This window comes from Halorhodospira abdelmalekii, from assembly GCF_016583625.1.
Lineage (GTDB): Bacteria > Pseudomonadota > Gammaproteobacteria > Nitrococcales > Halorhodospiraceae > Halorhodospira > Halorhodospira abdelmalekii.
Genome location: NZ_NRRN01000021.1, coordinates 31218 through 50527, shown reverse-complemented (window position 1 = coordinate 50527; position 19310 = coordinate 31218). Strand labels below are relative to the sequence as shown.

Genomic DNA, 19310 nt, shown 5'->3' with positions numbered 1-19310 from the left:
CTTTGACGGCCGGGACTTTTAGGACTTTTACCCCGACCGAGCGGGCAGTCCCATCCCACCCAAGCAGGATCAGGCTTGGGAGCTTAGGAGAAGAGATAAGAGTGCCGGCGGGGACGCCGGCACTCTCAGGAAAAGGAATGATCGAGGCGTTAAAAACCTAAACAGACAATTCGATCTCCTCGGGGCGACGCACCTCGCCGCCGGTCTCTTGCGAGAGCCCGAGGTTGTGCCAGATCCGCTCGACGATCGGCGCCTTGTTCAGCGAGTAGAAGTGGATCCCGGGCGCACCGGCCTCAAGCAGCTCCTGACAGAGCTCGCTGATGACATCGATCCCGTACTCCAAGCGCCCCTGTGGATCCTCTTTCATCGCCTCCATCCGCTTCGCCAACCAGCGCGGGATGTCGGCCTTACACGCCTCAGCAAAGCGCGCCTGCTGTTCATAGTTCATCAACGGCATGATGCCGGGGATGATCGGAATGGTAACGCCGCGCTTTTCGCACTCATCGACAAAGCGGTAGTAAGCCTCGGCGTTGTAGAAAAACTGCGTAATTGCCGAATCGGCCCCCGCATTGACCTTACGGACAAAGTTCTCAATGTCGGTGAAGGCGTCCGGTGCCTCGGGGTGAAACTCTGGATAGGCCCCGACCTCAATCGTAAAGTGATCACCGGTCAACTCGCGAATCAGCGCAACCAATTCATTGGCGTAGCGAAAATCACCCTCGCCACTCGACCCCGAGCCCGACGGGCGATCGCCGCGCAAGGCGACAATATACTTTACGCCCTGATCGCGGTAGCTGAGGATCATCTTCTCGAGGCGCTCACGCGTCGAATCGATACACGAGATGTGGGGTGCCGCCTCCGCACAGCTCTGCTGCTGGATATCGATCACCGTCTCGTAGGTACGATCCTGGGTCGAGCCACCCGCGCCGAAGGTCACCGAGAAGTAGGCGGGGTTAAGCCGCTCGAGCCGCTGCCGGGTTGCGCGCAGACTCTCGGCGCCTTGATCGGTCTTGGGCGGAAAAAACTCGAAACTAAAGACGCGCGGATGCTGTTTTTGGCTCTCCATGGCTCCTCTCCGAAGTGAGACTGCAGGGGATACTGCACAGGGGGGGATGTAGCAAGAGGACGGCCGCCTATAGATGGGGAGAGAAGGTCAACGCCACGCTCTCCCCATCTATAGGCGAGCGCACCGGTTCTGTGAGAGCGCTTCCCGAGGGGGCGCGGCTGCAGCCGAGCGCTGCTCGATCGACCGCATACCACACCGCCCCCGGAGAGGCGCAGAACGAACCGGCGAGTAGCCCGCTTAGTAGCGATACCACTCCGGCTTGTAGGGGCCATCGACCGCTACACCGATGTAGTCGGCCTGCTCTTGCGTCAACTGCGTCAGCTTCGCCCCGACGCGCCCAAGGTGCAGCGCCGCAACCTTTTCATCCAAGTGCTTGGGCAGTACGTAGACGTCCTTTTCGTACTTGCCTGGGTTGTTGTAGAGCTCCATCTGAGCGAGCACCTGGTTGGTAAAGGAGTTCGACATGACGAAGGAGGGGTGGCCGGTGCCGCAGCCGAGGTTCACCAGCCGGCCTTCGGCCAGCAAGATGATCTTCTTGCCATCGGGGAACTCGATGTGATCGACCTGCGGCTTGATCTCGTCCCACTTGTACTGCTTCAGGCTCGCCACATCGATCTCGTTATCGAAGTGACCGATGTTGCAGACGATCGCCTCGTCCTTCATCGCCTTCATGTGGTCGTGGGTGATCACGTTGTAGTTGCCGGTGGCGGTGACGAAGATATCGGCAACCGGGGCCGCATCCTCCATGGTCACCACCTTATAGCCCTCCATCGCCGCCTGCAGGGCACAGATCGGGTCGACCTCCGTCACCCAGACCTGAGCACCGAGGCCGCGCAGCGACTGCGCCGAGCCCTTGCCGACATCGCCAAAGCCGCAGACCACCGCGACCTTGCCGGCGATCATGACGTCGGTCGCTCGCTTGATGCTATCGACCAGCGACTCGCGGCAGCCGTAGAGGTTATCGAACTTCGACTTGGTGACCGAGTCGTTGACGTTGAACGCCGGCATCCCCAGCGCGCCCTTCCGGCTCATCTCATAGAGACGGTGCACGCCGGTCGTCGTCTCCTCAGAGACGCCGTAGATCTCCTTCATCAGTTCCGGGTACTTCTCGTGAACAACCGCCGTCAGATCGCCGCCGTCGTCGAGCAGCAGGTTCGGCTTCCAGCCATCGGGGCCGTGGATGGTCTGCTCGATGCACCACCAGTACTCCTCCTCGGTCTCCCCCTTCCAGGCAAAGACCGGCGTGCCGGCAGCAGCGATCGCCGCCGCGGCCTGATCCTGGGTCGAGAAGATGTTGCAGGAGGACCAGCGGATCTCGGCGCCGAGCTCTTGCAGCGTCTCGATCAGGACCGCCGTCTGGATCGTCATGTGCAAGCAGCCGGCGATGCGCGCGCCCTTGAGCGGCTTTTGGGCGCCGAACTCGGCGCGCGTCTGCATCAGGCCAGGCATCTCGCTCTCGGCGATCTGGATCTCTTTACGGCCCCAATCGGCCAGGGCGATATCGGCAACTTTATAATCTTGTTGACTCATGCTTTTCGCAGACTCCTGTATTCTTCGGGTGTAACCATTCAGACCCCCACCGCCAGCACCACACCAATCCATTGTAAATCGGGTGGACGGCTAGACCGCAGTGGGGGTGAACACTTACCTTCGGGTTACTTGACGCCGGCGGCTGACTTTAGCGCGGCGGCACGATCCGTGCGCTCCCACGGCACATCGATGTCTTCACGCCCGAAGTGACCGTAGGCCGAGGTCGGGCGGTAGATCGGGCGCTCGAGCTCGAGCATAGTCAAGATGCCGTAGGGACGCAGATCGAAGTGTTCGCGGACGAGCTTGGTGATCAGCTCATCTTCGACCTTACCGGTGCCGAAGGTCTCGACGTTGACCGAGGTCGGCTCGGCGACACCGATGGCGTAGGAGAGCTGCACCTCGCAGCGGTCGGCCAGCCCGGCGGCCACGATATTCTTTGCCACGTAGCGCCCAGCGTAAGCAGCAGAGCGGTCGACCTTCGAGGGGTCTTTGCCGGAGAAGGCGCCGCCGCCGTGACGCCCCATGCCGCCGTAGGTGTCGACGATGATCTTACGCCCAGTCAGGCCGCAGTCGCCGAGCGGGCCACCGGTCACAAAGCGGCCGGTCGGGTTGATGTGGTACTTGGTATCGGCGCTCAGCCAACCGGTATCACCGAGCACCGGCTTGATGATCTCCTCCATCACCCCTTCGTGCACGGTCTTTTGATCGACCTCTTCGTCGTGCTGCGTCGAGAGCACCACGGCGTCGGCACCGACCACCTTTTCACCCTCGTAGATGAAGGTGACCTGACTCTTGGCATCGGGGCGCAGCCACGGCAGCTTGCCCGACTTGCGCACCTCGGCTTGGCGCTTCACGAGCAGGTGCGAGTAATGGATCGCCGCCGGCATCAGCACGCTGGTCTCGTTGGTGGCGTAGCCGAACATCAGACCCTGGTCGCCGGCGCCCTGGTCCTTTTCGTCCTCGCGATCAACCCCTTGGTTGATGTCGGGCGACTGCTCACCGAGGGCGTTCAGCACCGCACAGGTATCGGCATCGAAGCCCATCGCCGAGCTGGTGTAGCCGATATCACGCACCACCTGCCGAACCAGCGGTTCGACGTCGACCTTGGCGGTCGATTTGATCTCACCGGCGACGATGACCATCCCGGTCTGCGTCATCGTCTCGGCGGCCACGCGCGACTTCGGATCTTGGCGCAGGAACTCATCGAGGATGGCATCAGAGATCTGATCGGCCATCTTGTCCGGATGGCCCTCGGACACCGACTCGGAAGTAAACAGATAACGCTTGCTCATGGTCTCTCCTTTTGCTCTGGACTACAGCGCGCAGGGCAACGCAACCGCAAGTGCGCCGCCGATCGCGCGCCCATCAAATCGGCCCTTCCGGCTTATTAGCTCTTATGGAAATGGAAGATGCCCCAGGTCAGATAACCGTTGTTCCCCCCGTCGACCCAGTGCTCCAGGCCGCGCTTCATGCGCTCAACATACGCCTCGGAGACCTGGCCGCGAAGCTCATCTTCACGGGCCGAGAGTTCACGGTGCACCCGCCCATAGTGAAGCGGCAGCTGCGGCGTATGGTCCTCGAATGACCCCTCAGTGAACCCGAGCTGTTTGAGTGTTTCGCGGTAGAAACTCGGCGTCCCCATCGTCTCGAGGTGGATGCGATCGAGGATCGGCTGCAACACCCCCTCCGGGCAATCATCGGCCTGCATCGGGTCGGTGAAGATAAACTCCCCGCCCGAACGCAACACCCGGCTCGCCTCGCGCAAGACACGCCCACGATCGGGGCTGTGCAGAAACGAATCTTGCGACCAGACGACATCGAAGACGCCATCGTCGTAGGGCACATCCTCAAAGGCGGCATCGACGACTTCGATCAGGTGATCGACGCCCTGCTCCCGGTTCATCTGTCGATTGCGCTCGTTTTCGCGCTCCGAGAGATTCAACGCAACGACTCGGCAGCCGTACTGATGGGCCAAGTAGCGCGCAACCCCACCGTAACCGGCGCCGAGGTCGAGTACGTAGCTCTGCGGGCCGAGCTGCTTCGCCCCGGAGGCCATCCGCTCGACCGTCCGTCGGCTGGCATCGGCGATCGGCTCATCAGGATGGTCGTAGAGGCCGATGTGGATATCTTCGCCGCCCCAAATGATGGCGTAGAAGTTATCGGCATCCTCGCTGTTGTAGTACTGCCGGGCCGTCTCGATCGCTTGATCATCATAGCGTGTCGCCATGACTCACTCCTCCTCCCAATACTTTTTCTCGGCGACATGGATGAAGAAATCAGGATCCGCATCGCGGTACGTCTCCTTAAAATCGCCGTAGGTATTGATTTGCTGGAAGCCCACCTCATGCATCAAACGCCGCGTATACTCTTTGCGCAGCGGATACATATTCAAGAAATAGGTCGAACCGTCAGAGAAGGCATACTTAAAGCGCGCCAGACCGTCGTCAACGTGGTCCGGATAGACCGAAACATCGTCACCGCAGTAGTAGAAGGTGTGACTCGAATCGTAGCCGTAATCGAGAATGCTGTCGTAGTTGCGCTGATCCAAAATCAGCACGCCTTCGGCGTTCAGCGCAGAGTAGAACTCAGCCAGGGCCTTGCGCCGGTCACGCTCTTTAAACAGGTGGGTAAAGGAGTTGCCGAGGCAAATGATCGCATCGTAGCGGCCGTGGATATCGCGGTTGAGCCAGCGCCAATCGACCTGCACAGTACGCAGAATGTGCCCGCGTTTGCGGCCATTTTCGAAGGCCTTAGCCAACATCTCTGCGCTGCCGTCGGCACTGACGACGTCGAAGCCGGCCTCAATCAGGCGGCAAGAGTGAAAACCGGTGCCCGTCGCCACGTCGAGCACGCGCTTAGCGCCACGCTTTTTCAACTCCTGGATGAAGAAATCGCCTTCGCTCTTCGCGCGACTGTCCCAATCGATCAGGTCGTCCCACTTATCGACAAAGCCGTCGACATACTCCTCCGTGTAATGGTCGGTATCTCGAACCTTGGTTGGATCGGCACCGAAGTCCTGTTCTGTCGTCTTATCGTTCATAGATCACCTCAGCGTAGCCTTCAGACGAAGGATCGTATGAGCGCGCACAGGCCAGCGAGCGAACCCACGCCCGGTGGATCGCATCACCTCTGCTGACTCAACGCCGGCCTCACTCGATTAGAATTATTGTAGATAACGACTCTACCGTTCTTGCCCTTGTTCGGTCTGGCTCTTGTTCGATCTGTCTTTGGCATGCGCCCGCCACAACTCGGGGGCGTGTCACCGGATCAGGGCCGTGCCCGTTTTGATGGCGCCGAGCCAGCCAACGAATCGTCCCATGCGATCCGGGTCTCGGCGCCTTCTTTACATGCTTGCGTCGCGTGCTCGCGTCTCCGCATGCCCGCCTGGGCCACTTTGCGACCGCAAGCGTTGCTATACTCTGCGTGAGTTAGGCGCGGATTTCAAGTCTTGCACGTTGCGCTCAGGTGACAGCACGCAGCCGCACAGGGCCTTCGGCGGCAGCGTCGGGGAAGTAGTCGCAGGAGGGCACGCACCCGAGCACGTCTAATTCGCGCTGAAAGATCCACCCCGGCCGCGCCACCGCATCCGGTGCCTCACCCCCCGGCAAACGGGCGACATCGGCGGCCGCATCCCAGTGCGGATCCAGCGCGAACGGACCCACGTCCAGGCGCACCTTTGGGGGGCCGCTAGCAGCGTGTGCAGAGCCACTAGTAGCGCGCCAACCGCTCCGCGGCCTAACCGCCGCGATCTGTTCAAGTTCGGCCAATAGGGCGGAACGGGACCGCGCAACTCCATCGAGGGCTCCGGCAAAGATCAGCGGCTCAATCCAGCGACGATCGACTTCACCACCATAAGCACGTGCAATCAAATCCATCAGGCTTCGGTATCCGCCGCCATTGCGCCGCGCCCGGACGATGCGCCGGGCCAGTGTGCGGTCGATCGCAGCAATCGCTCCTAAGCCAAAGAGCACGGTCCGGCGGTCGATCACACTAAACCCCCACTCGCTGCGATTGACATCTGGGGGCAATAGGGTCACCCCCTGTTGCCGCAAGCGTCGGCATAGCCCAATCAGCGCCTGTCGTTGCGCGCATGCGCGCGCCTGCGGCCGCTCGTCGCCATACCGCACCCCGCCTTGTGGTGCCAGCTGCGTGAGCAGAAGATTACTGCGCGCGGCGTAAAAGATCGCCGGATAGCGTGTCTTGAAGTAGGCCTGACGATACGCCTCAAGCACCTCGGGTAGGATCGCCCCGCGCTCGACGGTCTGAGCAAGCGCCTGACGCAACAGCCGCACTAGGTAGAGCCCGCGCGAGGAAGGCAGCGCTTGGACACGCGCAATCGCTGCTGCCACCGCCTGCGACCACTCTCCCTCTTCTCTGCTATAGCGCTCCTCGCGCAGCCCATCGCAAGCGAGCACGGCGTCGCCCCATGTGCCCTCGGTCAGTCGGGCCACGGCGGCGACAACCTGCTCGGTAAAGAGCCACAGACCGTGCGTCGACTCCAAGATCTCGGTCAAGAGTGGATGGGGCGCCTCCGTTGCCGCTCGCGATCGCTGCTGACGGCGCTCCAGGTAGTGTGTCGCCAAACCGCGCGGGGCGCCGTCACGACAAACGGCGATGAGCTGCGCCACCGCCGCGAGCGTCTCCGGTTGAGCTGCTTTCAGAGCCTCGCGCAGCTGCGGCTCATCGACCAGGAAGAGACCCTCGGTCGCCCCGGCGGCGAGCGCCCTCAGCGTCGTCTGGTCGGCCTCCCCCCCAACATAGGCACACGGATCGATCTCCGTTGCGCGTCCGCCCCGATCATCGAGCTGCGCGCGTAGGCGCACCATCTCTGCTGAAGCCGCCGCAGCCGGCTCGCGGCCAACGACGATATAGAGCGCCCGCTGGTCGATCTCACCGCTCGCTGGAATGCGCCCGAAACGGCGCAGTCCCGCGGCCAGCTCGGCCTGCTCAGCCCGGCTCGACACCCGCAGATGGAGCCGCCGAGCGCGCAACTCCTGGCCAAACCCCACAAACGGGAGATCGTGCTCCAGCGGATCGACACCGTGCAGCCCGAGCAAGTGGAGCAGCAACGAGCCACACTGCGCCCCGTACCCGAGCCCAAAGACGACCCCACGATTGCGCAGATCGCGCACCACCCAGGCCAGCTCCAAGAGCACCCCGGGTTCGAGCCGCCACCTGGCCAAGGCGGCAAACTCCTCGCCGAGACGCTGCCGATAGCGTTCACGCTGTCCGCCCAAAGCCCGCCGCGCCGTCTCGTTCTGGGCGTAGTCGTACAAGCGCTCCGCAGCAGCACGCTCCAAGGCCCCACCACAAAAGGGCACCACGGTGGTCGAGTGATCGTCCATGGCATTCATAGTAGTCGGTTCAACCGCTATGCTCTAGGTCCTTCGCGCCGCAGCGGCAGTGCCCACGCTCCCTCAATAATCGGCTGCGCTTGCCGGCCTTGCCGGCCCAGGTATCAGCGGTATCAGCGATACTGGTCTCGCAATTCTATCGCCAAGCACGAGCTATAGCGCCCTCAACACAGGGCGTGCAGCAAGGGTTTTACAGTGGTTGGCAGACTCATCATCATCGGCTACGATGCGGGTGCAGCAGTTACCAACCAACCGCAACAGAAAAATACGCAAGGAGCCGTGTAATGACCAAGAAAATCTCTTCAATCGCCAAATTCGCCCTGCTCGCCGCCGGCCTTGGCCTCGCCGCTGGCTGCGCCTCGACCGACGACGTCGAAGAGGTCGAGGAGTATACCGAGGACCGTCTCGACCGCATCCTCTCCGAGCTGGAAGAGAACCGCGCCACTTCCGAGCGGGCACTGGAGGCCGCCGAAGGCGCCGAGCGTGCTGCTGAGCGTGCCAGCCGCGACGCAGCCGATGCTAAGCGCATGGCCCAGGAGAATGAGCGCAAGATCGACCGCATGTTCGAGCGCACGATGCAAAAATAAGCGGTCCTTCGCTGCATGATCAGTGGCATCCGCCGCGTGCGTGGTGTCACTGCGGGGGGGCCTCGGGCGCCAGGCTGGCTCGAGGCTTCTCCTTCCATCTGCCCCCGCTTCTATCTGCCCCCGGATCGCTTCGCGAATCACCGCATGGCGCACCACGAACACGCCTCCCGCAATAACGATCACGCTCAGCTGTTGGTGTTGGGGCCGCTCGCCGACAAACTTGACAAGCCGACGAGCCGGTGACTCGCGTTACTAGCGCCGCTCTCGCGCCTCGGCATCCGCACGGCTGATGCGCACGACCTCACCGTCACGCCGCTCGACGGCAGTGCGTAGCTCGCGCCCATCGACACGATGGCTATACCCGCCGAGCACCTGCGCGATACGATTGACGGCCATGCTCAGCACATCACGCTCACTCTTCTCCTCCTCCTCAAAGAGCGGAAATGCCTGCACATAAAGAAAACCTTCCGCAGACCACCCGGCTTTGACCGGCTGATTGACAATCTTCACCGGCATCCCACGTGTGATCTCACCGAACAAGTACTCGATATCGCGCGGGTGCAGCCGGATACAGCCATGGGTGGCACGCATCCCAATACCCCAGGGGCGATTCGTACCGTGCAGTAGATAGCCGCGAATATCGAGCAGAATGGCGTGGCGCCCGAGCGGGTTATCCGGCCCGGGGGGGATCTTTACCGGCATCTCTTCGCCACGCTCAGCGGCCTGCTCGCGGATAGAGCGCGGCGGATACCAGGCTGGATCCTCGAGCATCTCCGTGACCCGCGTCTCACCGAGGGGCGTCGACCAGTCGAGCCGTCCGATGCTTACCGGGAAAGTCTCAACGACTGCCTCCCCGGCAGGGAAGTAGTACAGGCGCATCTCGGCGAGGTTGACAACGATGCCCTCGCGCGGAGCATCGGGAAGGATATAGCGGCTCGGAATGCGCACCTCGGTGCCGTCCCCCGGCATCCAGGTATCGACCTCTGGATTGGCGCGGCGAATCTCTTCGTAGCCGACTGCGTAGCGCATTGCAATATCGAGCAGGGTATCCTCCTCCTGCGCCGTCGTCGTCTGCTCCTCACCAACCACATCGATCCCGGATTCCAAGGCAAAACGATGGCGTTGGCGCGGCCACTCCTCGGGATTGAGCTCAGAGGCCGTCGGCCCCGCCTCCGCCTCATCGATCGCCTCCGTCTCCAGCGGCTCCTGCGGCGGGACGAAGGTGTCCGTCTCGGCCTCCTCCCCCGCTCGTGGTGAGTCGGCGGTCTCGCCTGCACGCACCTCCCCGACCCCTGGCGCCCTCTCGGCGGCCCCAGCGACCCCGCTCTGGAGGAGCAGAACCGCTGTGGCCGTGCTTACCAGCAGACTCAATGCACACCCCCCAACCACCCTAACCGCCCTCATCACACCTCGCTTTCCAAGCCGACGTTATTCCCCGCCAAGGCTTGCTCGGCCCGATAGCTTGAGCGCACCAGCGCTCCCGAAATGACCTCTCGAAAACCTAGCTCCAGGCCGCGTTGGCGCCACCGCGCCCACTCCGACGGGGAGACATAACGTACCACCGGCAAATGGTTACGCGTCGGCTGAAGATATTGACCCAGCGTAACGACGTCGACCCCGCAGCGCCGTAGATCGTGCAACGCCTCCAGGATCTCGTCATCCCGCTCACCAAGCCCAAGCATCAGGCTCGATTTGGTGAGTATTTGCGCCGAGGCGCGTTTAGCCACCGCCAGCACCTCCAGGCTCTGTTCGTAGGAGGCGCGTGGATCGCGTACTTGCGGTGTCAACCGCCGCACCGTCTCGATGTTGTGCGCAAAGACTTCCAGCCCAGAGTCGGCAACGGTTGCAATTGCAGCGACGTCACCGGCGAAATCGGGGGTTAAGGCCTCGACTGTCACCTCAAGGTCGAGCGCCTGGATTGCGCGTACACAGGCAGCGTAGTGAGCGGCACCACCGTCGGGCAAGTCATCGCGATTGACCGAGGTGATCACCACATAACGCAGCCCCATCAGACGAACCGACTCGGCCACCCGCTGCGGCTCATCGGCGTCGAGGCGCTGTTGTGGATTGCCAGTATCGACCGAGCAGAAGCGGCAGGCACGCGTACAGACCGAGCCCAGCACCATGAATGTCGCCGTCCCCCGACTCCAGCACTCGCCCATATTCGGACAGTACGACTCCTGACAGACGGTATGCAGCCGATGCTCACCGACGATGGCACGCACCCGACGATAGCCCTCCCCGCCCGGAACCCGCGCCTTAAGCCACTCAGGCTTGCGCAGCCGAGGCGCCGCGCTCTCCTCCTGGCACTGCGGCCTCTGCTTGACCCCATCCTTGATGACCCACACTCCGTCGCGCTCGACCTTCACACCGCTGACAACCGGGATCCCCTTGATCTTTGACATAGAACCAAACCTTATGCAGAGGGTGTTCGCCCTTTTCGCCACGCGCCGAGACGATTAGGATGCGCTTAGGGCTCACTCGGGAGACCGCCTAAGATGCCTCTGGGCCTCACCCGAGGCAACCTGATTTTTACCTGGGATGATACACCGGGCAGGCCGGACCCATTAACGCTTAACGGAGATTAACGCTGCATAGCACCCTGGCCTCCGCCGCTGCCCCCCTGGAGATTTGCTGCATACCATCCACATACAACACGAGCCACCGAGCCACCGAGCCACCGAGCCACCGAGCCACCGAGCCACCGAGCCACCGAGCCACTAAGGATACGCCCATGCGACTGAGCCTACCGCAACGACTCACAGCACAACGTGCCCGCTGGCGCGGCCTGCTCGCTGCCCTCCTTCTCACCGCTCTGGTCGCGGACAGCTCAGCACTCGCCACCGCCGGCCTCTGCGACACACCAGGGCAGTGGTACGATCCGCAGCGCGAGGCGACCCTAAGCACCGCCGAAGCGCTGGCGCACATCGAGGATGCACACTTCATTTTGCTCGGCGAACGCCACGATAGCAGCGAACACCATCGCTGGCAGCTGCACCTCTTAGCCGCACTGCTCGGGCGCAGCAGCATCGCCGCGGTCGGCTTCGAGATGCTGCCACGCGGCAGTCAGGACGCCCTCGACCGCTGGGTGTCGGGTGAGATACGCACCGAAGAAGAGATGCTCAGCGAGACACGCTGGGATGAGGTTTGGGGATTCGACCCTCAACTCTACTTGCCGCTGCTCCACTTCGTGCGGATGCACCGGATCCCAAGTATCGCCTTAAACGTCGAGCGCGAGACCGTTCGGGCGGTGCGCGAACGCGGCTACGCAACCCTCGATGAGGCGCAACGCGAAGGCGTAGGACAACCGGCCGACCCCCACGAGGAGTACCAAGAGCAACTCGCCGAAGTCCTTATCCATCACCCCGGCGATATCGACCTGGAGCACTTTATCGAGGCTCAGGCGTTCTGGGATCGCGCTATGGCTGAGGCACTCAGCGCTGCTTACCGCGAGCACGGCGGCCCGGTAGTCGGCCTGGTCGGCCGCGGTCACGTCCAGTACGGTCACGGCATCCCCTTCCAACTCGCCGACCTCGGCCACGAAGAGGTCGCAGTCTTACTGCCTCACGCAACCGACCAGGAGTGTCCAGCGCCAGGACGCGCCGACCTGCTCTTCACCGTCGCCGAGCCCCCGCGTGACGACCCACCGCCGCCCCGCATGGGCGTTGCACTCGATACCGACGACGAGGCAGGTATCCTCATCGTCGACGTGATGGCCGACAGCCCGGCGGAAGCCGCTGGTGTGGAGCCCGGGGACCGCATATTAAAAGCCGCTGGGCGCCGGCTAGAACATCCCCGCGACCTACAAGCAGCCGTCCGTGAGCAGCCAGCTGGAACGTGGCTCCCGCTGCACATTGAGCGGGACGGCGAAGAGCGCGAGATCGTCGTCAAATTCCCCTAGGCTTGGGTCGAAGAAGCGGCTACGCCGAGGTGCTCCCAGCCCCTGGAAACAGCCATTGAACCCCCGAAACGACGGGACCCGTTCGGCGGCTGGCGTCGAACGGGTCCTCTGCTTTCTACGGAGCCCCCGACCCGCGCTCACTCACGCGGCAGGAGGGGCGGGGCGCGCCGCTGCCTCTTACTCGATGGTCGAGAGCATGTACTTGACCGCAGCCAAGATGTCGTCGCGGTCGGCACGGCCCTCGTAGGCCGGCATCGCGCCCTCGCCTGACATGGTGCTCTCTACCAGCGCATCAGCATCGAGATCAATGCCGTCCCAGTCGCCCGGCTCATTGATCCTTGGGGCACCTGCGGTCCCACGGTCGTGGCAGGAGGCACAGGTCGGCCCCGTGCCGCTCTTGTAGATGGACTCCCCGTCGCTAGCGACCGCCGCGCTGCTGAGCGCGAAGAGCATGCTGCCGGCGGCTACAATGGCAATCTTTTTCATGATCGTGTCTCCTCTTATGTATTGTGTCCCTGGGTAGACCACTCCGCCCCTACCTTAGTTCCATTCTATGCGAGCGGTTTTAGGTAACGCAAGTTCTGACCGCGGGGAGTGATCATAGTCGAGGGTTCGGCTCCGTTCCAAGGGTACCGAGACATTTTGCAACAATTTCAGCACTACGCATCCATCCCGGCTCAAGCATCATGGCGTGCCCAGCAGACTCGATCCAGTGTGGCTTTACGCCGTGAATCCAGGCATTGACCTCGACCATCCAGGAGGGCACCACGGCATCCTCGCTAGCCCCAACAACCGCCACTGGAGCCTGAAAGGTTCCGCACCACGGCCACGACGGCACTCCGAGTCCGGCTAACACCATAGGCGCTTCCGGCTGCATCCGCGCCATGTAGGCGGCAACTTGCTCACGCGGCGGGAGTTCAGCAAAGAGCGCCTGCTGCGCCTGCTCGACATCGACCCAGGAGGGCCCCAACCCCTGCAACACCCCAAGCTGCCAGAGCATCGCCGGGTGGGTCACCAGCGATTGCAGCACCGCCGGTCCCATACCGATGGGCGGTACGGCCGCCAACAGCACCGCACCCGCGGCGGCGACGCCGCGCCGCAGCGCCCGATCGACCAACAGCCCGCCCAGCGAATGCCCGATCAGCAGCGGCGGCCGCGGCAGTGAGTCGATCACCGCTGCCAGATCGTCGACGTAATCCCCCAGCGTCGCCCCCGCAAGCCCGCTTTGGCCGTCGCTGCGACCGTGGCCGCGCACGCTCATTGCGTAGCTCTCGTAGCCCAAGCCCGCGAAGTAAGGCAAATAGTGCTCTTGCCAGCACCACGCTGCGCTGAAGGCACCGGGCACAAATAGGAGCGGCGCTTGGTGCGGTATCGCCGGCTGCCGCGCCGGTTCATAGCAGCGCTCCAGGCGCAACCCGCAAGGGCCACGCACAAAGGCCACGGCAGATCCGGAGACTTGCCATTCACTCTGCATTAGCATTCCCTAAGCTCCCGCACACACGCCGGATCGTAAGGTGATTGCGGCGCTGCTAGACTGAAGATGACCTGTAGCGAACGGAATCTTATGCACGCCACTGTTGTCGCATGTGTTGTCGTCATGTGTCGTCGCGTGGTCTGAAACAGGCGGACTAGCTTAGCAGCGGCGACAGCGATTAAGCTAACGAACAAATTGGCGCGATTGGAGGCTGACCTTGGCTCGTACCACCTTGAGATTCATCCCTGCTCTGCTGCTGGTGGCAGCACTCATCGGCGTTCCGCTGAGCACCCTCCCGACCTCCTCCCCAATCGGCGCCGATCACTCCCTTGCAGCGGTCGCCAGCGCCGAGGACAGCGCTGCTCCGCTGACACCCGGCGAGCAAGACTACGAAAGGGCCCGTGTAATCGGCCAACTGCTTGAGGCGTATCACTACGGTCAGCGCAGCGACCACGATAACCTGGTGCGTGCCGCCGCCGACGCCTATCTAAAACGCCTCGATCCGGGTCGCTTCTTTTTGCTAGCCGAAGACGTCGAACGGTTTCGCGGCGCCATGCGGCAGACCGACGACAAAGATCCAACCACGCGCCTGGAGGCCGCCTTTGAGCTCTACGCAACCTACCAGGCGCGCGTCACCGAGCGCATCGACTGGGCCTTTGAGCGACTTCACGAGGACGACATCGAGATCGATGCCGACGAGCGTTTCGAGCAAGATCGGCGCAAAGCCGATTGGGCCGAGGATCGCAGCGCCCTCGATCGACTCTGGGAAAAACGCATCGCCCACGACATGCTGACACTGGAACTCGCCGACCGAGACTCAGAACAGATCCGCGATAACCTTGAGCGCCGTTATCGCAACCTGCTCGAACGCGCCCAGGATGCTGAGCGTGAGGAGGTTGCCGAACGCTATCTGGACGCTTGGGCCGCCGCCTTCGATCCACACAGTGGTTACTTTTCGCCGCGTCGTTCCGAGGAGTTCGACATGGAGATGTCGCTTGAGCTTGAGGGCATCGGTGCGAAACTGACCATGGAACAGGATATGACCGAGATCGTCGAGCTGATTCCCGGCGGTCCCGCCGAACGCTCCGGTAAGCTGCAGGCCGGCGAGCGGATCATCGGGGTCGCCGACGGCGAAGAGGGCGAGATGAAGGACATCGTCGGCTGGATGCTGCACGACGTCGTGCAACTGATTCGCGGCCCTAAAGAGTCGACGGTACGCCTGAAGGTCTTGCCACCTTCGGGCGCAAGCGACAGCTCACCACGCGAGATCACCCTGGTGCGCAACAAGGTCGCCCTCGAAGATCAGGCGGCGCGCAAGCAGATCATCGAAAAACCCTACGAAGACGGCATCAAACGCATTGGCGTCATCGAGATCCCACGCTTCTATCGCGACTTCGGGGGTGCACAAGCGGGCGCGGGCGATTTTCGCAGCACCACGCGCGACGTCCAGGCCCTGCTCGATGAACTCAACGAGGAGGAGATCGACGGGCTGGTAATCGATCTACGCGGCAACTCCGGTGGTGCGCTGCAGGAGGCGATCGGCGTTACCTCACTCTTCACCGGCGGCGGTGTCGCGGTCCAGGTACGCCACCACGACGGCAACATCGACCGCCTCGGCCAACCGCAGCAAGAGCCGCACTACAGCGGACCGCTGGCCGTCATGGTCAATCGGCGCAGTGCCTCAGCCTCCGAGATCCTAGCCGGGGCGATCCAGGACTATGGCCGCGGCGTGGTCCTCGGCGATCAAACCTTTGGCAAGGGAACCGTTCAGCATATGATCGATCTCGGCGCCCACGGGATCACCGCCGAAGGGGGCGGCGCCGGTCGCCTTAAGTTGACGATCGCTCAGTTCTATCGGGTCAGCGGTGAAGGCACGCAGCTCGACGGCATTACGCCCGACATCGAACTGCCATCGCTCTTCGATCACGAGACCTACGGTGAGCGGGCGGCCGAAAACCCGCTGCCGGCGAACCGCATCGCCCCGCTCCAAGTCGAGCAGCACTTCGATCTCGGCTCGCTGATCGGTGAGTTGCGTCAACTCCACGAGGATCGAATCGGCGAGCACGCGGCCTTCCGGGCACTCCAGGAGGAGATGGAGTATCAGCGCGAACTGCGCCGCGAGACGCACATCGCCCTCGATCGTGACGTGCGCCAGGCAGAGCGGGATCGGCGCGAACAGCGGCTGCTCGAACTGCATAACGCACATCGGCAGGCATACGGCCTTGAGCCGGTCGAGAGCTATCAGGAGGTCGACCCTGATGAGCTGCCCGATACGCTGCTTAAGGCCGGGGCGGCGGTCGTGCGCGATCTTACGCTGCTGCTTGAGGCTGAGGAGGAGGTGGCCCTGGGGGCATTGAGCGAGGCTCGGTAAAGCCTCGCTCCTATCTAGGAGGGGGTCTTTGCCCCCTCACAGATCCCGATCAGGCGGGATCGACTCGAGGTGGGCAATGCGCAGCTGCAGCGTCGTGTTTCCTCGAAAGCAGTTGATATCGGGGGTATAGAGCAGCCGGACGGGGGCATCGAGACGTTCAGGAGCGATCTTCTCGGCACCGCCGAAGAAGATGCCAGGGTAGACTGCCTCCTTGTTGACCGGGGCGGGCTCGTTGTTCACAGAACCCGCCCCCCTAGCCAGGCCCCTAGCGGGCTCAGACTGTTCGTCGGCTACAGGGTCAGCGATCAGTCGAAGGGCCAAACGGAGGTGCCCCCCGCGCAGCGGTCGCACTTCGTCGACGACGAAGAGGCCGTCGAAGTGCGGTTCAGGGAAGCCGACTCCCCAGGGGCCGCCGTCGCGTAGTGCACGGGCCGTCTCCAGCGTAAGCTCCTCGCGGCTCAGCGGCCCATCGCTCTCGTGGATCGCCGGCGGGAGCTCGCCGTTCAGCATCTCGTCAACGGCGCGGGCAAAGGCAGCGCGAAAGGCGCCGAGCTGCGAGGCGGCGATGGTCAACCCGGCGGCCATCGCATGCCCCCCGAAGCGCTTGATTAACTGCGGGACATCACGCTCCACCCGGGCAAGGGCATCGCGCATGTGCAGCCCCGGTACCGAGCGCCCCGAGCCGCGCAGCGTGCCGTTGCCCGCCGGGGCAAAGGCGACGACCGGACGATGGTAGCGCTCCTTCAGGCGCGAAGCGACAATACCCGTCACGCCCTGGTGCCAATCAGGAGCGCTGACACAGAGCCCGAGCCCCATCTCTTCAGTATGGGCCGCTTCGATCGCCAGCAGCGCCTCATCCGTCATGCGCGCTTCAACTTCGCGCCGCTCGCGATTGAGCCGATCAAGCTCTTGCGACCGCTGTTGCGCTGACGCCTTAGTATCGGCCAACAGACACTCCACGCCGGTAGACATATTGGCTAAGCGGCCGGCGGCGTTCAGTCGTGGCGCGACGCCGAAGGCCAGATCGGTGGCGGTCGCCGTTCGGGGGTCGCGCCCGGCGAGGGCCAACAGCGCATAGAGACCAGGCCGGGCAGCGCCGCTGCGAATCCGGCGCAGACCTTGGGCCACCAAGATGCGATTGTTGACATCGAGCGGTACCAGATCGGCAACGGTCCCCAACGCCACCAGATCGAGCAGCGGGGCCAGCGACGGCAGCGTAACCTGCCCGCCAAGTCGTCGCTGCAGCGCCTGACGCACCGCCGCAGCCAAATAGAACGCCACCCCGACCCCAGCTAAGGCGCGACTGGCAAATCGATCGTCGCCGCGCAGCGGGTTGACCACGGCCTCGGCGACCGGCAGCCGCTCCGGCGGGCTGTGGTGATCGGTGATGATCACCCGCATACCGGCTGCGCGCGCGGCCGCCGCCCCCTCAATGCTGCTGATGCCGTTATCAACGGTGACCAACCAATCGGGTTGCTGCGGGCGAAGCCGCTCGACGACCGCCGGAGTCAACCCGTAGCCCAACTCGAAGCGATCGGGAATAAAGAACTTCAGTTGCACCCGCGCAACACCACAGGCGCGCGCTAGACTCGTCAGCGCCTGCATCAAGACCGCCGTTGCCGTCGCCCCGTCGGCATCGTAATCGCCGACGATACAGATGCGCGCCTCACTGAGCAGCGCCTGCGCCAAGGCCTCACCGGCTTGCTCCAGATCGACCATGCCGTGCGGTGGTGCCAGCTGTGCCAGACTCAGATCGAGCTCGGCGGCACTGCGCACGCCGCGCTGCGCATAGACGCGCTGCAGCACCGGGTGAAGATCCGGGATTTGCTCCGCCAAGTCGACTGACCAAGGGGCAGGCGGACGCCGTCGGATCGACTCAGACGGTCGCATCGCCACCTCCGGCAGGATCGTATTCGGCGGCGCCCCCGGCGGGAACGGGAGTGTTTTCGCGGCCGTCATACAGCCAACGTGCTGCCTGCGCACGGCGGCGCCAGAAGCGCCACAGACGCGCGCGCGTCACCGTACAGACCGGGCCTGCCGGTGTGGCCTGCAGTTCCAAGCACCGCCACCCCCCTCGCGAGGGCCACGGCCAGCCCCAAGCCAAATGCCGCTGCGCGGACCGCAGCAGGGTGGCCTCGCCCCTCGCCAAGCCATCGCTTAGCTCAGCGCTTACGTCACCGACGGTCGAGTGCTCACCACTGTAGACGACCAGGGTTGCGCCCGCGCGCGGTGTAGCAACCGCCGCCTCCAGTTGGCTACTCGCCTCTACACCTGCACCGGCGAGTTGAGCCCAACCGCGCCAGACTGGATCGTCACTCGCCAGATGCTGCCACAGCCACTGCGATGACGCTGGCGCCTCAGGACAACGCCCGCTCCCCCACAGCCACAGAGTGGTCAGGGGAAGCGCTCCGGCGCGCCGACGCGCCTCATTCAGCGGATGGTCGTAGAGGAACATCTCGATCTCTGTCGACAGCCGCGCCCAGATCAGCGCATCTGCACTGCCACGCGGCACACGCTGCGCCACCGGTTGCCCCCAGTACGCAGCCGGGTTGCCGTACTCCGGCAGCGGCTGATCGCTATTGAGATACCAACGCCCACTCGCTGAGACGTACAGTTGAAGACCGGAGGATGCCAGCAAGGGGGCTAAGTCGGCAGACAATTGCGCCGCCTCAGGCGGCGTCAAAGGGGGCTTAAAAAGACGCACTTGAGGGCCGCTGACGATTTGGGCAACCGGCAGCGCACACGCCCAGTAGCCCTCCCCTGCAGCAGTAGGACTGCCCCCCGCCGTGAACTCAGCCAGCCAAGCGAGGGCTGCACTGCCCTGCTCTGGCGGCGGCAACACCGGCAGGCACTCACGCTGTCCAGCCCTCGACCAGCGACCACGCGCCAGCGCCCGCTCTAACAGCGGCGGCAGCGCGCGCGACGGCCCGCAGCCAGCTGCCACAGACTCACCGCCAGCGGCGGCCGTACTCGTACTCTGTCCCACGGCCGCCCCGCGCCCTGCACAGAACCTGGGCAGCAACAGAC

The 19310-nt window shown here is 63.5% G+C and carries 15 protein-coding genes; 3 read left to right on the top strand and 12 right to left on the bottom strand.

The genetic code is table 11. The features are described 5' to 3' along the window. Positions 1 to 157 precede the first annotated feature (157 nt). The 6 genes from metF to CKO15_RS06885 form a co-directional block, all read right to left on the bottom strand. Positions 158 to 1066, bottom strand: a complete 909-nt coding sequence (gene metF, locus CKO15_RS06910; protein ID WP_200193896.1) for a methylenetetrahydrofolate reductase [NAD(P)H] — start codon at positions 1064 to 1066, stop codon at positions 158 to 160. Positions 1067 to 1303: 237 nt separating this feature from the next. Then, positions 1304 to 2596 (bottom strand): adenosylhomocysteinase, encoded by a 1293-nt coding sequence (gene ahcY, locus CKO15_RS06905; RefSeq protein ID WP_200193894.1) that lies wholly within the window; start codon positions 2594 to 2596, stop codon positions 1304 to 1306. A 125-nt stretch (positions 2597 to 2721) separates the two neighbouring features. Next, a complete protein-coding gene (gene metK / locus CKO15_RS06900) occupies positions 2722 to 3888 on the bottom strand; it encodes a methionine adenosyltransferase (protein ID WP_200193892.1) in 1167 nt (388 codons plus the stop codon). Positions 3889 to 3983: 95 nt separating this feature from the next. Next, positions 3984 to 4823, bottom strand: a complete 840-nt coding sequence (locus CKO15_RS06895; RefSeq protein ID WP_200193890.1) for a sarcosine/dimethylglycine N-methyltransferase — start codon at positions 4821 to 4823, stop codon at positions 3984 to 3986. Between the two features lie 3 nt (positions 4824 to 4826). Continuing rightward, complete coding sequence (locus CKO15_RS06890) at positions 4827 to 5636, bottom strand: glycine/sarcosine N-methyltransferase (protein WP_200193888.1); 810 nt, start codon at positions 5634 to 5636, stop codon at positions 4827 to 4829. A gap of 421 nt (positions 5637 to 6057) precedes the next feature. Continuing rightward, positions 6058 to 7950: a helix-hairpin-helix domain-containing protein gene (locus CKO15_RS06885; protein ID WP_200193886.1), complete on the bottom strand. Its 1893-nt coding sequence runs from the start codon at positions 7948 to 7950 to the stop codon at positions 6058 to 6060. A 284-nt stretch (positions 7951 to 8234) separates the two neighbouring features. On the opposite strand from CKO15_RS06885, the gene CKO15_RS06880 reads away from it, so the two are divergent. Then, complete coding sequence (locus CKO15_RS06880) at positions 8235 to 8537, top strand: Lpp/OprI family alanine-zipper lipoprotein (protein WP_200193885.1); 303 nt, start codon at positions 8235 to 8237, stop codon at positions 8535 to 8537. A 252-nt stretch (positions 8538 to 8789) separates the two neighbouring features. On the opposite strand, the gene CKO15_RS06875 is transcribed toward CKO15_RS06880, so the two are convergent. Together CKO15_RS06875 and lipA are read right to left on the bottom strand one after the other, a co-directional pair. Further along, on the bottom strand, positions 8790 to 9908 hold the full coding sequence (locus CKO15_RS06875; RefSeq protein WP_242464625.1) for a L,D-transpeptidase family protein: 1119 nt from the start codon (positions 9906 to 9908) through the stop codon (positions 8790 to 8792). A gap of 32 nt (positions 9909 to 9940) precedes the next feature. Next, complete coding sequence (lipA, locus tag CKO15_RS06870) at positions 9941 to 10942, bottom strand: lipoyl synthase (protein ID WP_200193881.1); 1002 nt, start codon at positions 10940 to 10942, stop codon at positions 9941 to 9943. A 329-nt stretch (positions 10943 to 11271) separates the two neighbouring features. Between lipA and CKO15_RS06865 the strand changes: the two genes are divergently transcribed. Next, positions 11272 to 12438, top strand: coding sequence for a ChaN family lipoprotein (locus CKO15_RS06865; RefSeq protein ID WP_200193878.1), 1167 nt, complete (start codon positions 11272 to 11274; stop codon positions 12436 to 12438). A gap of 177 nt (positions 12439 to 12615) precedes the next feature. Here the strand turns inward: CKO15_RS06865 and CKO15_RS06860 are convergent, their stop codons facing one another. Next, entirely contained in the window at positions 12616 to 12924 is a 309-nt protein-coding gene (locus CKO15_RS06860; protein WP_200193876.1) for a c-type cytochrome, read from the bottom strand. Positions 12925 to 13036: 112 nt separating this feature from the next. Beyond that, a complete protein-coding gene (locus CKO15_RS06855) occupies positions 13037 to 13918 on the bottom strand; it encodes an alpha/beta hydrolase (protein WP_200193875.1) in 882 nt (293 codons plus the stop codon). Positions 13919 to 14129: 211 nt separating this feature from the next. Between CKO15_RS06855 and CKO15_RS06850 the strand changes: the two genes are divergently transcribed. Further along, positions 14130 to 16283 carry a carboxy terminal-processing peptidase gene (locus CKO15_RS06850; RefSeq protein ID WP_200193873.1) on the top strand — a complete coding sequence of 718 codons (2154 nt, stop codon included), beginning with the start codon at positions 14130 to 14132 and terminating at the stop codon, positions 16281 to 16283. Positions 16284 to 16319: 36 nt separating this feature from the next. Here the strand turns inward: CKO15_RS06850 and recJ are convergent, their stop codons facing one another. Together recJ and CKO15_RS06840 are read right to left on the bottom strand one after the other, a co-directional pair. Further along, positions 16320 to 18242: a single-stranded-DNA-specific exonuclease RecJ gene (recJ, locus tag CKO15_RS06845; protein ID WP_242464624.1), complete on the bottom strand. Its 1923-nt coding sequence runs from the start codon at positions 18240 to 18242 to the stop codon at positions 16320 to 16322. Further along, the gene (locus tag CKO15_RS06840) at positions 18160 to 19269 is read right to left on the bottom strand and encodes a hypothetical protein (RefSeq protein WP_200193871.1); all 1110 of its coding nucleotides are present in this window, start codon (positions 19267 to 19269) and stop codon (positions 18160 to 18162) included. Before CKO15_RS06840 ends, recJ begins: the two co-directional genes overlap by 83 nt. Positions 19270 to 19310: the final 41 nt, after the last annotated feature.

Excerpts from the sequence above, each read along its gene's own strand:
- metF (WP_200193896.1), bottom strand. The coding sequence starts at position 1,066 with ATGGAGAGCCAAAAACAGCATCCGCGCGTCTTTAGTTTCGAGTTTTTT.
- ahcY (WP_200193894.1), bottom strand. The coding sequence starts at position 2,596 with ATGAGTCAACAAGATTATAAAGTTGCCGATATCGCCCTGGCCGATTGG.
- metK (WP_200193892.1), bottom strand. The coding sequence starts at position 3,888 with ATGAGCAAGCGTTATCTGTTTACTTCCGAGTCGGTGTCCGAGGGCCAT.
- CKO15_RS06895 (WP_200193890.1), bottom strand. The coding sequence starts at position 4,823 with ATGGCGACACGCTATGATGATCAAGCGATCGAGACGGCCCGGCAGTAC.
- CKO15_RS06890 (WP_200193888.1), bottom strand. The coding sequence starts at position 5,636 with ATGAACGATAAGACGACAGAACAGGACTTCGGTGCCGATCCAACCAAG.
- CKO15_RS06885 (WP_200193886.1), bottom strand. The coding sequence starts at position 7,950 with ATGAATGCCATGGACGATCACTCGACCACCGTGGTGCCCTTTTGTGGT.
- CKO15_RS06880 (WP_200193885.1), top strand. The coding sequence starts at position 8,235 with ATGACCAAGAAAATCTCTTCAATCGCCAAATTCGCCCTGCTCGCCGCC.
- lipA (WP_200193881.1), bottom strand. The coding sequence starts at position 10,942 with ATGTCAAAGATCAAGGGGATCCCGGTTGTCAGCGGTGTGAAGGTCGAG.
- CKO15_RS06865 (WP_200193878.1), top strand. The coding sequence starts at position 11,272 with ATGCGACTGAGCCTACCGCAACGACTCACAGCACAACGTGCCCGCTGG.
- CKO15_RS06860 (WP_200193876.1), bottom strand. The coding sequence starts at position 12,924 with ATGAAAAAGATTGCCATTGTAGCCGCCGGCAGCATGCTCTTCGCGCTC.
- CKO15_RS06855 (WP_200193875.1), bottom strand. The coding sequence starts at position 13,918 with ATGCTAATGCAGAGTGAATGGCAAGTCTCCGGATCTGCCGTGGCCTTT.
- recJ (WP_242464624.1), bottom strand. The coding sequence starts at position 18,242 with ATGACGGCCGCGAAAACACTCCCGTTCCCGCCGGGGGCGCCGCCGAAT.